This window comes from Devosia sp. SL43, assembly GCF_021729885.1.
Taxonomy (GTDB): Bacteria; Pseudomonadota; Alphaproteobacteria; order Rhizobiales; family Devosiaceae; genus Devosia.
The window spans coordinates 552920-565880 of the sequence record NZ_CP063401.1; the positions used below are offsets into that span (position 1 = coordinate 552920).

At 61.1% G+C, this 12961-nt stretch carries 12 protein-coding genes and 1 pseudogene; 3 read left to right on the forward strand and 10 right to left on the reverse strand.

The annotated features are described in order from the left end of the window. Positions 1-96 precede the first annotated feature (96 nt). On the forward strand, positions 97-423 hold the full coding sequence (locus IM737_RS02710) for a hypothetical protein (RefSeq protein WP_236898107.1): 327 nt from the start codon (positions 97-99) through the stop codon (positions 421-423). Here IM737_RS02710 and IM737_RS02715 read toward each other — a convergent pair. Both IM737_RS02715 and IM737_RS02720 read right to left on the reverse strand, forming a co-directional pair. Next, positions 420-1364, reverse strand: coding sequence for a DNA adenine methylase (locus IM737_RS02715; RefSeq protein WP_236898109.1), 945 nt, complete (start codon positions 1362-1364; stop codon positions 420-422). The genes IM737_RS02710 and IM737_RS02715 overlap by 4 nt on opposite strands. After that, positions 1361-3046 (reverse strand): hypothetical protein, encoded by a 1686-nt coding sequence (locus IM737_RS02720; protein ID WP_236898111.1) that lies wholly within the window; start codon positions 3044-3046, stop codon positions 1361-1363. Before IM737_RS02720 ends, IM737_RS02715 begins: the two co-directional genes overlap by 4 nt. A gap of 152 nt (positions 3047-3198) precedes the next feature. Here IM737_RS02720 and IM737_RS02725 point away from each other — a divergent pair, with 152 nt between their 5' ends. After that, on the forward strand, positions 3199-3675 hold the full coding sequence (locus tag IM737_RS02725; RefSeq protein ID WP_236898113.1) for a YccF family protein: 477 nt from the start codon (positions 3199-3201) through the stop codon (positions 3673-3675). 270 nt (positions 3676-3945) lie between these two features. On the opposite strand, the gene IM737_RS02730 is transcribed toward IM737_RS02725, so the two are convergent. Next, on the reverse strand, positions 3946-4242 hold the full coding sequence (locus IM737_RS02730; RefSeq protein WP_236898115.1) for a GIY-YIG nuclease family protein: 297 nt from the start codon (positions 4240-4242) through the stop codon (positions 3946-3948). A gap of 237 nt (positions 4243-4479) precedes the next feature. Here IM737_RS02730 and IM737_RS02735 point away from each other — a divergent pair, with 237 nt between their 5' ends. Next, positions 4480-4806 carry a hypothetical protein gene (locus IM737_RS02735; protein WP_236898117.1) on the forward strand — a complete coding sequence of 109 codons (327 nt, stop codon included), beginning with the start codon at positions 4480-4482 and terminating at the stop codon, positions 4804-4806. A gap of 367 nt (positions 4807-5173) precedes the next feature. Here the strand turns inward: IM737_RS02735 and IM737_RS02740 are convergent, their stop codons facing one another. From IM737_RS02740 to IM737_RS02770, 7 genes and pseudogenes are all read right to left on the reverse strand, one after another. Continuing rightward, positions 5174-5611, reverse strand: coding sequence for an FKBP-type peptidyl-prolyl cis-trans isomerase (locus IM737_RS02740; protein WP_236898119.1), 438 nt, complete (start codon positions 5609-5611; stop codon positions 5174-5176). Between the two features lie 364 nt (positions 5612-5975). Further along, complete coding sequence (locus IM737_RS02745) at positions 5976-7055, reverse strand: glycosyltransferase family 4 protein (RefSeq protein ID WP_236898121.1); 1080 nt, start codon at positions 7053-7055, stop codon at positions 5976-5978. Then, positions 7052-8626, reverse strand: a complete 1575-nt coding sequence (locus tag IM737_RS02750; RefSeq protein WP_236898123.1) for an ABC transporter permease — start codon at positions 8624-8626, stop codon at positions 7052-7054. Before IM737_RS02750 ends, IM737_RS02745 begins: the two co-directional genes overlap by 4 nt. Next, positions 8623-9279, reverse strand: a pseudogene (locus IM737_RS02755) (ABC transporter ATP-binding protein); the annotation flags it as partial. The gene IM737_RS02750 and the pseudogene IM737_RS02755, both read right to left, overlap by 4 nt. A 106-nt stretch (positions 9280-9385) precedes the next feature. Continuing rightward, complete coding sequence (locus IM737_RS02760; protein ID WP_236898127.1) at positions 9386-10384, reverse strand: ABC transporter substrate-binding protein; 999 nt, start codon at positions 10382-10384, stop codon at positions 9386-9388. A 15-nt stretch (positions 10385-10399) separates the two neighbouring features. Beyond that, positions 10400-11344: a lysylphosphatidylglycerol synthase transmembrane domain-containing protein gene (locus tag IM737_RS02765; protein WP_236898129.1), complete on the reverse strand. Its 945-nt coding sequence runs from the start codon at positions 11342-11344 to the stop codon at positions 10400-10402. After that, on the reverse strand, positions 11341-12957 hold the full coding sequence (locus IM737_RS02770; RefSeq protein ID WP_236899846.1) for a sulfatase-like hydrolase/transferase: 1617 nt from the start codon (positions 12955-12957) through the stop codon (positions 11341-11343). The genes IM737_RS02765 and IM737_RS02770 overlap by 4 nt, the downstream gene beginning before the upstream one ends. Positions 12958-12961 lie beyond the last annotated feature (4 nt).

Genomic DNA, 12961 nt, shown 5'->3' on the forward strand with positions numbered 1-12961 from the left:
CGGAGTAGTAACAACAGAGAGCTCCTCCGCCGCAGAGATATCAAAATTCATGCCCGGGCCAAACGCCCGGGCATTGTCATGCCGGGATGCCAAAAGATGCTTGAGGTGATCTCAGACCTTGCTTCCATAGCGACCGCGTTAATCGCAATGGCAGCGTCTGGACTGTACTTAGTCGACAAGCGGAAGAAGCTGCGCCGGCTGGAGAGCTACTTAAAGGAACAGAAGACCAAGCCACTAGGCAGTGCCGATCAAGGCCAAAGAACCTTGCTTCACCTTGTAGCCAATTTAGGCATGACGGAGGGTGAAGTGATGGACGCGAGTTTCAGAAGAAAAAAAATACGACGATTGGTCGGCCAAGATGCTCGTGGTTACGCAAGCCACCTTCTTCTAGAGTATTATGAGGTGCCTAAAGAGAAGGGCTAGGCGGCAGGCACCATCGCGCCCTCCTGCTGCTGAATCTGCCTCTTGTGTTTCGCGCTGCTGTAGATCTGTTTTGGCTTTGCAAGCCCATCAGAAAATATCATGACCTCTTGCCCCAGACCGTGATTCCTAGCGCTATAGCCAATAGCAAATTGCTCCTGCACGTATTCACTATACAGGTCGCGAATGGCCTCGGCGTTGTCGTACGATGTAACCCAACGATGCGTAAGGCCGTCAATGGCAGATTTAAGAATTGCGTGATCCCACGATGAGTAGTTATTTTCGTAAAGGTAAGCACCCTTAACAAAATACGGCGGATCAATGTATACGAAGCAATCATCCTCAACGTGATTTAGGGATGATATAAATTCGGCTGCATCTCGATTGCTGACATGTATTCTCGACGAAAAAAATCCAATTCTGGCTATCTTGGATATCAAGGCGGACTTGTTGAATCTGCAATCAAGTTTATAGGTTCCGGCCTGATTCAAGCCGCCAATCATCCCGCCATTTAGGATGCCAGATTGGTTGGTCCTATTAAGGAAGAACGCCGCAAATCCCAACTCCACACGGTCGGAACCCATTGGATTGCGCTTCACTTCTCGTGCAGTTAGCCAGTTTTCAATCGTGACTGGTGTTTCCGCTATTCTAGAAATCAACCGGTCAGTTTGATGCACTGCACTATGCCAAAAGGCGAAAACAGCGGGATCGATATCGTTGATATAGATGTGCGAAACCCGTTCGGAAAACAGAAGGTCTAGCGCAACGCCAGCGCCCCCAGCAAACGGCTCAGCGTATCTTGACCCCAACAGCCCGTTTAGTTCCAGAATCTCGGTGAGGTACGGCCCAAGCTTGCCTTTTCCGCCTGGATATCGCAACGGCGACGCGTTTCTCATAGAGACCCTCGCAAGTCCGCCAGGGTTTTGGCGGTCGAGAGCAATCATGGCTTAGACTTTTCAATAGCTTCGAAAAGCTCGTGGAGATATGGGTGAAAACGATCCCATATGGTTAGTATTTCACTTCCTGCCGGTAGGTCTGCGTGATCATGAATGGCACGGTTTAGCTGGTCGAGCGTATGAAGTCGCCCATGCACACCATTGGCGACATCACGTGCCGCGGCCAGCTTCGGCGCACTGCCGGATGGATCAATCTGCCTTAAAGCAGTCGCGACCTTGTCCTTCAGTTTCACGCCGTAGTCGTGCCAAGTAGCGCCTGCCGTGGTATTCAGTGTAGGGACGCTCATCTCCTCCAAGAACAGCGTTGTCGCCTTCTCGAGGAAGACTCGAACAACCGCTGCGCAGACGAAAGGATTCTTCTGTACAGAGAGCTTTCGCAGCTCGGCATAAAACTTATTTAGGCCGGAGTTTGAGATCCGCAGTCCCTTGTCGGCCAAGTATTTTCTTGGAGCCGACGGCTTTGACTTCGACGATGTCGACGCTGGCGTGGTGGTTGCCGCTGGCTGCGTGGCGGTTGTCGTTGCAGCGGTGCCGCCTGTCGCGGCCGTCGTAGAAGCCGTTGTGGTAACGGGATCAGGCTTTTTTACATTTAGATGTACAAACTTCTCCAGCCACTCCCTTTGTTGGTCGGCAGTGCTAACCACCGTCTCTTTAAACGTACTCTCGGCCATGGCCTGCAACATAGCCAAAAGCAGCTTTAGGGCAGCCTCGTCGTCACCATTCTCCGGCACCAAACTGCCGTCTGTGCCAAATTGCAGACCCAAGAGCGTCGACATCTGGCTAGACAAAAGGACGCGTTCGACTGTGGTTGTCTTACCTGCAATTCGGTCCCGAAGATCCTCGGCGTCGGTTCCATGGCTTTCGACGAAAGCCAAAGAGGTCATCCACCTCGAAAATCTACCCTCGCTGGCATCACTCCGTGCGGTCGCTACGGCGTTCCAAGCCATAGTGCCTCGGCCACCCATACCCTTGTAATGCTTGCGCTTGATCCAAATTGCTGCATCAGTGCGGCTCAGCAACACGCACTCCACCTTCTTGATGTTCAGCGCAAGAAATGGATCGTGCAATTTTTTGAAGGTCTGGTGAACGGGCAGTCCCTCGGCCAGCGCAGGCGTCATCATCGTTTTAAGCGCAGTGATCCTACGGTTACCCTCGAGTGCGACATACTCGCCCTCGCGATCACCGTTTGTGACAATGAGGAGAGACGACGGATCAAGCCCCCTTTGGTCAATGATGTCTTGGGCCAACTCCGAGACTTTGTGTACCTTCTCGTCACCGAGGAGCATACGGATTGCGTCTCGCTCGTGCGATACTTTGGCGTGCCGAAAATTGGCCACATCAAGTGAAATTGCTGCAATGTCGACTTCCATTGGCCCCTCAGTCGAATCGTTGTCGGCCGAGGCAATATACACTTGCATTGGATGGAGCCCCGGTCCTTTTCGATCGTCAGCGCGCCAGCGAGCATCTCGGCCCCCAATAGCGCGTTGGAATCCCAACTCCGGCGAAAGGCCCGCCCCATGAACATCTCCGTCTTCGGCACCGGTGAAGTCGGCTCCGCCGTCGCCACCAAGCTCAAATCCCTCGGTCACGCCGCCGTCTTCGGCTCGCGCCATCCCGGCAGCGACCGCGACGGCATCCCCGTCCTGAGCGATGCCAATGCCGCCGCGCATGGCGAAGCTGGTGCCGCTCTACCTCGCCGGCAAGCTGCCGGTCGATTTGGGCAACCGGCGCTCCGCCATCGACAGCTGATCTCACCACGCTTGCCACAACCACCCCTCCACCCCACATACACATCGCGCCTGCCTTGGCGCTGGGGGATGACATGCGCTTTGCGGGGAACGTGATCTGGTTTGTCCTGGGCGGCTGGTACATTGCCCTGCTGTGGTTGCTGGGCGCGGCGCTGTTCGCGCTGTCCATCGTCGGCATCCCCCTGACCATTGCCGCCCTGCAAATGGCGTCGCTGTCGGCCTGGCCGTTCGGGCGCGAAGTGGTCCATGTCCGTGAACTCGACGGCCGGGGCGTGTCCGCGACAACGGCGGTGACCGGCACGATCGGCTTCATCGTCAACGTGATCTGGGCCCTGACCTTCGGCTGGGTGCTGTTCCTGGCCTACCTGGTCGCCGGCCTGCTCTGCTGCCTCACCCTCATCGGCATCCCCTTCGGCCTCCAGGCCTTCAAACTCGCCGGCATCTCCTTCTGGCCCGTCGGCCGCCGGGTCGTCACCTCGGAACTGGCGACACTGGCGCGCGAGCAAGCCGCCAAGGCCAAGTTCGCCAGCTATCGCGGGGCCACGACCTGACCCACACCCACCATGTCATTCCGGCGCAGGCCGGAATCCATCCTGAGATGACAGGGCGGACGGTGGACGCGGAATGTCCTCAGGATGGACCCCGGCCTTCGCCGGGGTGACACCGTGGGTGAGGCAAGCATAGAGGCTGATAGGTCCACCGCGCGCTCAACACCCAGCGTGTCATTCCGGCGAAGGCCGGAATCCATCCTGAGATGCCTCACCCCGTGACAGCGGCAAGACCTCAGCCTGCGCCGGGATGACATCGGAATTGGGGCGGCGTCAGAGACCGACATCACCAGACAAATCCCGCCAGTCCGGGTTCATCGCCTCAATGAGCCGCTCCTTCCAGGGACGGTGCCAGTCCTTGATGCGCTTCTCGCGTGTGATGGCCGCCGCGACATCCCCATGCACCTCGTACCAGACCAGCTTGTCGCAGCCATAGCGGTCGGTGAAGCTGCCCTCAAACACATGGTTCTTGTGCTGCCAGACCCGGCGCTCGGGAAAGCCGGTCACGCCGGTATAGATCGCGCCATGCTTGCGATTGGCCATGATGTAGACGAGGTAGGTCTTGCTCATGTGCCGAACAAAGCATGAACAATCCATATTTTCAACACTCACGGTGTCATTCCGGCGCAGGCCGGAATCCATCCTGAGATGATTGGACGCGTTGCGGCCGTGGAAAAACCTCAGGATGGATCCCGGCCTGCGCCGGGATGACATCGAGGTCATGCAAACACCAGCGTGAGCGACCCGTCCACTTGTCCCCGTCCCCCCAACACCGCGCTACACTGGCCATGTCACTGGGGGACGACAATGACGGCACCACTGGGTCCGCGCACCATCCGCGCCTATCGCCGCTTCGCCAAGCCGCTCGCCGCCTTGATGAAGGTCACGCGCGGCAAAGCCGCGGGTCCGGTCGGGGCGACCACGGTGGCCCGCTGCAATGCCCTCATCGTCGCCGCCAACAGGCTCTTCGCCCGCGAGCCCGATATCGGCCGCCTGCCGCCGCTGCCAGCCCATGCCACCCTGTCCGCGATCGATCTGGCGCTGGTGGTCGATGAACTCACCATCGCCACCCTGCGCTTCGAGGAACGCTATCCCGAACTCGATTCCCACAAGCCGCCGCCGCTGCCCCGCTGACGCCCAAAAAACTTATCCCCGCCCCTTGTCGCCATGGCATCATCGGTTCATTCCCGCCGCTCACGCGGTGCTGACGAGGCATCGGGCGGGGAGATGGGTGGATCGGGGTCGCCTGGTCCAGGCAGGGGGAACCCGGCAGCTGCGCTTGCGATACAGCGTACCTGATCCGAACCTGCCCAAAACCCCAGTCGTGTGAAGCGGCTTTCGCCTCTTCAATAACCAATGTGGCGGCGCAAGCCGTCGGGGCGAAAGCCGCTTTACACCGTGTAACCGCAGGCGCACGCGCCATGCGGACAATTGGCATGCGGCGGACTGGGCTGAGCGCCACAAGCAAAGCGACGGGCCGCAAAGGCCCGCCGCGCAATCGTCACGCCGCCTGGACGATCTCGACCAGTTCGACATCGAACACCAGGTCCTGCCCGGCCAGTGGGTGGTTGGCGTCAACCTTGACGATGCTGTCATCCACTTCGACCACCGTGATCGGCAGCAGGCCGCCATCGGCGGTTCGGGCCTTCAATTGCGTGCCGGGCCGCACATCGATGCCCGATGGCACCTTGGCGCGGTCCAGCGTCTGGATGGCCTCCTTGCGATGCGGGCCATAGGCCTGGTCGCAGGGGATGGTCACGGTGGACTTGCTGCCCGGCTCCATGCCGGCGACCTGGGCTTCGAGCCCCTTGATCACCTGGCCCAGGCCAATGGTGAATTCGAGCGGCTCCTTGCCCGACGAGCTGTCGAACTGCGTCCCGTTGGTCAGGCGGCCGGTATAATTGATGCGAACAACGTCGCCCATCTTGGCTTCCGTCATGGCTGTTTCCTTCTGTGAGTGCGGGCGGAAAAATCGACGCCCTTCCAGTCAAGGCCGCGCACATCTGCGCACGACAGCGAGGGTCTAATGTAGGGACTGAGCCCGGGATGTAAACCGCAGCGGCCAAATTAGGCCCTTCGCTCCGTCGGCTGAAAGCGGCCTAGATTATCCGCCGGGCACCCGCAGTCCCGTTTGCGTCCAGCGAAAGCCCGATTTGCCCGCTCCGGATTCGAGCACGTCGCAGTGGCCCGCCATCAGCAGTTCGCGCGGTCCTGTGCGCCGGGATGGTACGAGTGCGGACTGATTGGCCGCCCCAAGCCGAAACCAACCCGCAATTGCAGCCGCCCAGTATCGCCCTAGGCGGCTAGAGGTTTCTAGACCTGATAGAAGCCTGGTCCAGCACATGACTGACAATCGGTTCGGTCTCATTCCAGCTGTTCAGCTGTCGTCCGGCCTGGGCTGACAGCCTGGACATCTCTTGCCGTACCGGCGTCTGGGTCAACACCAAGCGGAGAGCTTGGGCAAATCCGTCGACATCGTCCACCGCGACAAGAATGCCTGCGCCCTTTGCAACAGTATCTGGCACAGCACCAGTGTTGCAGGTGACGATGGGAAGACCGTGCAACATGGCCTCACCCAGCACGATGCCGTAGCCCTCGTAGCGCGTGGCCAGGGCAAATAGCGTGGCCTGCCGATAGTGTTCAATCACCGCCTCGTCGCTCAGAAGGCCGGAAAGGATGATGCGATCCTCAAGGCCCAGATCCGCTATCTGCCGGCGCAGCGCTCGTTCAACTGATGCATCATGGGTCTTGCCAACAATCGCCGCCTGCCAATCAAGCTCCCTGATGCGGCCGAGTGCGGCGACCAGGACATCATGCCCTTTTCGCTCGGCCAATATCCCCACGGACAGGATCAGAGGCGGCGACTGTGGCCTGTGCTCGGGGTCAGCAGCACGAAAGCCGGGTGGCGCCACGGTAATCTTGCCGTCGGGGACATTGAACTGTTGCACCAGGATGCGCGCCGTGTGCGGGCTGGGGACCAGTACGGCCTGCGCCAGTTGCAGGTTATCAGCCTCGCGCTCCAGCAGAAATTGCGCCGGCGCCGGCGCCAACCCCGTTTCGAGCCCGAGCGGGTGATGGATCATGGCGATGATGGGTGCCGCGACAGTGCGCAGTCCAGCGGTGTCGATGGACCCATAAACCAGGCCATCAATGATCAAAGGCATATCCGGCGGGAGAGCCGCCATGGCGGCGATAGCGGCAGCAGTCTCATCGGCGCTCGGGTTTGGAAAGCCGGCGCCCAGTTCCAGATGGTGCATTGTGCGCCCACTACGGCGCAGGGCCTGCAGCAGCTCATACTCGTAGATATAGCCACCGGTTTTCTGCGTGGCATCGCCGGGAATGGCGAAGGCCGCGGCTGTGAACATGGGCGCTGGTTCGGTCATAGGGCTAGTTGCTCGCTGGCGAAGGTTTTGAGGATTCGGCGTTCGAGACTTTGCAGCAGCGCATAAAGCAGGCTTGCCGTAAGGGCTAGGAGCACGATGGCACTCCACAGCATGGCGTAGTTGGAGGTCGAGGCGGTCATTGCCATGAGGCTCCCCATGCCCGTGCCTGTCGCCAGCCATTCTGCAGTCGTTGCAGCCAGTAGTGCCGCGGGCACCGCCATGCGAGCCGAAGCGAAGAAGGCCGGCAGCATAGCCGGGATCTGTGCGTGGATCAGCTTCTGCCACGACGAAGCGGCGTAGCTCGCAAACAAATCGAGCACCGGCTGCGGTGTGCGGCGCATGCCTTCAAGACAAGCGGCGAGCGTTGGCAAGAAGATCATGACGGCGACGATCGTTATGGTGCCAACGGCGCCACGACCGAGTGCCAGCACCAGAAGGGGCGCTGTCGTCACAATCGGCACGGAGCGCAAGGCAATGGCGATCGGCAACATCCCTGCAGCTACAGCTGGTCGCAGCACCAGCACAATGGCAAGGCCGACACCCAGTCCGAGGCCGGCGACGTAGCCAGGCAAAGTCAGCGACAAGGTCTGCCAGAAAGTACCCAGAAGTGTTGCGCGGTTGGCATCGGCCGCAGGTTCGGTGAAGAGGAAGACAAGGACGTCCTGCGGTCGCTTGGCAAAGAATGGAGACAGGCCGAACACCTGCATCAGCCCAAGCCATAGAGCCAAGATGACACCGGCGAGAAGAGCCAGGTTCCCGAGGCCATGCATCAAGGCAGATGATCGAGATCGGATCGGATCCTGCCGATGGGCCGCCAACAGCAAGGGTGGCGCCCCTGCCCCAAGACGGCGACCGAGCCAGCCAAAAAGCCAGAAGGCCACTGCCGACACGCCGGCAGCCAGCACGGCGATGGCCCAGGTCATATCAGCGTCGAGCCCGCGCATTGCGCGAATGCTGAGCACGCCGAGGCCGCGTTCGGCTCCAGTGAACTCGCCCACCATGGCGCCCAGAAAGGCTGCGGGCGCGCCGATTTGCAGACCCGCCGTGAAGTATGGAAACGAAGCCATGGCGCGAACATGCACAAGTTCGGTCACCCGTCCGCGCCCATAGCTGCGCACGAGATCCAGCCAGCTGGCCGGCATGGCGCGGAGGCCAACCAGCAGACAAAGGTATGTCGTGTAATATGTCGCCAGTGCCGCCAGGGTGACCTGCGGGCCTTCGCCGACGCCGTATACGACGCGCAGAATGGGACCGGTGGCGACGAACGGCAGGCAGAAAGGAACCAGTACAATGCCCGATATCAGTTTCTCAACACGCGGCATTGCCAAGGCAACAATGGCCAGCGCCATAGCCGCCGCATTACCCAGAACAAACCCGACGGCGGCAGACCTGAGCGTGACCCCGAGGGCGCCCACCAGCAACGGCGCCTCCGCAACGAGTGTAATCACGACCGATGCCGGACCGGAAAAAACGAACATGCCCTGCGTCAGGCTGGCGAGGACCTGCCAGATCGCCAGTATGGCAACGACAGCCAGAGCGGTGGGCAGGACTGCAGCCAGGCGATGCCTCACGGCGTCAGCAATCCGGCACTGGCTGCGGCCAATGTGTCTGATATCGTAGCCACGAGCGCGCGCCTCGCGGTGTCGTCGCCACGTGGGCCTTTGAAATCGCCGATAACCCGCGCCGGGCGTGGCGAGAAGACGATCACGCGATCACTGACCTCGACAGCCTCGGAAATCGAGTGGGTGACCAGAAGCGTGGTGGTGCCGCGCCTTTGCCAGAGCGCTGGCAGCTCCTGATTGAGGCGGGCCCGGGTCAATTCATCGACGGCGCCGAAGGGCTCATCGAGCAGCAGGAGGCCCGGTTCGGTCACTAGGCACCGAGCCATGGCGGCGCGCTGGCGCATGCCGCCCGAGAGCTCTGCTGGCCTAGTATCGGCAAACTGGTTGAGCCCGACAAGATCGATGAGTTCGGATACCCGGCTCTCATCCCTTTCACGACGGGCCAGCTTCAAGGCAAGGGCGACATTCTGACGGACCGTCAGCCATGGCAGCAGTGCGGCGTCCTGAAACGCGAAGGCGAGGCCTGCCCTTCTGGTGACCGCGACAGGTGCTTCACCTCCGATCTGCACAGAGCCCGCGGACGGTTCTTCAAGTCCGGCGATCAGGCGAAGCAGGGTCGACTTGCCGCAACCGGAGGGCCCGACCAGGGCGGTCGTCTCTCCGGCGCTGAACCGCAGATCGATGGCGGCTATGGCGTTTATCGCCTTGCCACCACTGTGAAAGGTCTTTTCCAGTTCCCGACAGGTTACCTCTGGCGGCTGTGATGCCTCAGACTTGGGCATGCACTTCCTCAAGGATGGATCGGTCCCAAAGATCGGCAGTGACGCTGCGGCCGAGCAGGCCAAGGGTTTCCACATTCTGCTCGACGGTTTCATCGGTGAACCAGCCAAAGCCGAATTGATCGGTCAGCGCTGAGAACATCAGCGGCACTTGGCGCTCGGCCTGCAATTGCTGGGTCGGCAGATCCAGACCCTGGTCCGGATAGAGCTCAAGCGTCAACGAGGCAGCTGCCTTCGGGTCTGCCTTGTAGTCGTTCCAGCCGTTCACTTCGCCCCGCATGAGGGCAACGAGGTCGCTCCGGCGATTGGCAAGACTATCGTCGGTGGCGATATAGGTCTGCGAATGTACCGCATAGCCGTGATCGGCCATGAGCATGGTCACACTCTCCACCCCCTTGATGGCCATAGCCACTGGAAGGTCGGTTTCCCAGCACAGCAGGCAATCCACCTGGTCGGCAAGCAGCGGCGCAGCGTCATACTGGGTCGGCACGATCTCGATCTGGCTGATGTCGACATTGTTGATGGTGCAGAGGGCCTGCAGCACAGGCGTATTGGCAAGGGCCATGCCGATACTCTTGCCGACCAGATCTGCCGGGGTGTTGACCGGATTGGCGGGAAGCGAAGCGATGACGAAGGGATTTTTCTGCATGGCGACGCCAATGATCTTGAAAGGCGCACCCTGCTCCACCGATGCCGAGGCATAGTCTGCTGCCGAAATACCAACCAGGGCCTGCCCCGTGACGACGGCTGGGTCGACTGGCGCGTTGGGGCCGCCGGGATTGAGCGCCACGTTGAGCCCGGCGTCCGACCAGTAGCCCTTGGACTTGGCGATGTAGCTGCCACCGAACTGCACCGAATGGAGCCAGCTCAGCTGCAAGGCGACGTCCTTGGTCTCCTGGGCCAAGAGACGCGGTGACAGAGCGGAAAGGCCAAGCGTTCCAAGGCCGGCACCGACGAACTGGCGGCGAGAAAGACTGAGTTTGGACATGACGATCTCCAGGGGTTAGGCGGGTTTGGGAGGTTGCCGAAGCAGAACGAACAACCCAGGCAGGCTGGCAGCAAGGATGATGATGCCAAACGCGATGCTCGCCGCAAAGCCGGCGGCCGCAGTCGCGCCGGCCAGCGGGAACAGGGCAGCCGCGGCGCCCTCTCGGAAACCCCATCCCGCAACTGTCGTGGGGATGAGCATGGCGCACAGGATCAGCGGCACCAGAACGACAATGCTCTCCAGGCCAAGCGTGGTGCCAGTAGCCAGGGCACAGAGCGTGAAGCTGGCAAGGTTCAAGGCCACGATCAGGCACGCCAGAGGAAGCTGTTCTTTCCAGGCGCCTCTGGCAAAAAGGGCCGTTGCAATAGACGCTCCCAAAGGCCGTCGCCGATGTCGGCGGGCCAAGCGCGACGCAACCAGATAGAGCGCCACCACGGCCAGAAGCACGAGCGTTCCGGCCATCAGCTGCTCCGGCCCAAGCGCAAGTGCCAGTCCACGTGGATTGAAAAGCGCCCAAACAAGGGCGACCGTCAGAAGACCAAACATCGCGATCTGTCCTGCCAGTCGTTCAATAATGACCGCTTTGGCAGCGATGCCCAAACCGACCTCGTGCCGGGCCCGAACGGCACGCGCTGCATCACCCAGCACACCGCCGGGAAGCGACTGATTGACCAGTTGCGACAGGTAGTACTCGGCCACAGCATGGCCAAACGGAATGGTCTGCCCCAGCCGGGACGCAACACGATGCCAACGCCAAGCCGAAGCAATGGTCTGCAGGTTGACAGCGACGAAGGCCAGAAACAGGTTGCGCCAATCAGCTCCGGCCAGAAGTGCCAACGCACCGGGGCCGTCAGCGAGGCTCCACAACAGCCCGATAATCACCACGGGCGGCGCCAGCCGAAGCAGCAACGGCCACAGGGACCTTGCCCATGTGCGTCGTTCGAGTGCGGCCGCCGTCATGGTGCCACCACTTCCGAGGATAATGCCTCGATAAAGCGATCGCGAAAGGCACTCATCGGCCAGACCGGAGCCGAAGCGTCTGGCACAAGTCCTTCGGTAAAGCCCCATGCGTCGAACGCTGCCAGGGCCGCATCCGTGCCGACCAGGTGCACGGGCACGTCCTGCCCCTCGATTTGGGACACACTTTGGGCCGGCGGATGGTCGCCCAGAATGACCAGCAACCAATCACGGCCCGCATGGCGAGCGGCGAAGTCGAAGACGATCTCAAGCGAATAGTCGAGAGCGAGGCGATATTGTTCGCGCATGAGATCGCGATTGGCCCAGACGTCGCCTGCAGGCGGGCCGACATGCTGGTTGGCATTGAAAATCGTGCCGTCCCCCACCGCATTCCAGTCGACAACGCGCGGCACCGGCGTCCAGGGCGCGTGCGACGACAGCAGCGCCGTCATGGCGAAATCGGGCGTTTGATCTGCCGGTAGAATGCGATCGACCGTGCTCAAGGTGTATTGATCCGGCATCGTGGTCCAGTTGAACGCCTCGCCCTGGTAGTCGAGATCGACAGCCTCATAGATGGCGTTGAACCCCATAAACTGCGCCTCGGGCCACGGCAGCGTTATGGCCGGCATGATGGTAGTTGTCCGGTAACCCACCGTCTGCGCCAGATCGTAGAGTGACGGGCGCGAACTCGCCAGCATGGCCCGGTAGCGCGCCTGGTTGTCGATGGAGAGACCTGAGGCGACCGTCGCATGGGCGAGCCAACTCTGCCCACCGGCCACCGGCGATGTGAGCCACGCCGAACGCATGGCGAGCCCTGCGGCAGCCAGTTTGCCCTCTGCCTCCTGCAACCGGGCCAGATGGGTCGGGGCGTAAAGGGGCAGTCGATGGGCGGCCTGCCCATAGCTTTCGATGAAGATGACGAACACATCCCGCCCGGACAAACGCTCGAAGAGATTGGCGCGTCCGGCGAAGGGATCGGTCTGCGCCTCAGTCTCGAAAGCCGCAAGATCGGCATAAAGCGCCCGGTAGGTCGTGGTCCGATTCAGGGCAAGTTGCGTTGAAAAACTCTCGCCGGGCAGATCGAGCGGCAGGGTCCAGGCCTTCTGCGACGCGCCGACCTCCGCGACGATGCACAGGCATGCCGCAACGCCAAGAACGCCAGCACCAAGGCGTGCTCGCCTATCCGGTTCGAAACGGTTGATCCTCCCCGTACTCCACCAGAGCAGCGCTGCTATCCCGAACGGTATGAGGGCGATAGCCACCGCAAGGACGATCGCCAGTGGCCAACCCACCGAGCCTGCTGCCAGCCGTAAAGCCGCATCGGCGAGTGGCAGGTCCATGAGCGGGTTGAATGCGCGGTTGAACGCCGTGAAGGTCGCGAGATCAGCGAATTTGAGCACCGAAACGAGCGTCAGAACGACGACGAGCGCGGCCCGCGTGGCATAGCTCAGGATACTGCCCGCCGGTAGTGCCACCACCAGGGCAACGATCGCGAACCACTCCAGCGGCAGCTGCAGCAGCATGGTCGGGACCAACGCGTCAGGGTGGTTCGGTTGAACGAGAACGGCATAGATCGCGAGGCCGGCAATCAGGAGACTGACAATGCCAGGGCGCATCCGG

Coding starts and splice junctions, on each gene's coding strand:
- IM737_RS02710 (WP_236898107.1), top strand. CDS start 97: ATGCTTGAGGTGATCTCAGACCTTGCTTCCATAGCGACCGCGTTAATC.
- IM737_RS02715 (WP_236898109.1), bottom strand. CDS start 1,364: ATGATTGCTCTCGACCGCCAAAACCCTGGCGGACTTGCGAGGGTCTCT.
- IM737_RS02720 (WP_236898111.1), bottom strand. CDS start 3,046: ATGCGCGGCGGCATTGGCATCGCTCAGGACGGGGATGCCGTCGCGGTC.
- IM737_RS02725 (WP_236898113.1), top strand. CDS start 3,199: ATGCGCTTTGCGGGGAACGTGATCTGGTTTGTCCTGGGCGGCTGGTAC.
- IM737_RS02730 (WP_236898115.1), bottom strand. CDS start 4,242: ATGAGCAAGACCTACCTCGTCTACATCATGGCCAATCGCAAGCATGGC.
- IM737_RS02735 (WP_236898117.1), top strand. CDS start 4,480: ATGACGGCACCACTGGGTCCGCGCACCATCCGCGCCTATCGCCGCTTC.
- IM737_RS02740 (WP_236898119.1), bottom strand. CDS start 5,611: ATGACGGAAGCCAAGATGGGCGACGTTGTTCGCATCAATTATACCGGC.
- IM737_RS02745 (WP_236898121.1), bottom strand. CDS start 7,055: ATGACCGAACCAGCGCCCATGTTCACAGCCGCGGCCTTCGCCATTCCC.
- IM737_RS02760 (WP_236898127.1), bottom strand. CDS start 10,384: ATGTCCAAACTCAGTCTTTCTCGCCGCCAGTTCGTCGGTGCCGGCCTT.
- IM737_RS02765 (WP_236898129.1), bottom strand. CDS start 11,344: ATGACGGCGGCCGCACTCGAACGACGCACATGGGCAAGGTCCCTGTGG.
- IM737_RS02770 (WP_236899846.1), bottom strand. CDS start 12,957: ATGCGCCCTGGCATTGTCAGTCTCCTGATTGCCGGCCTCGCGATCTAT.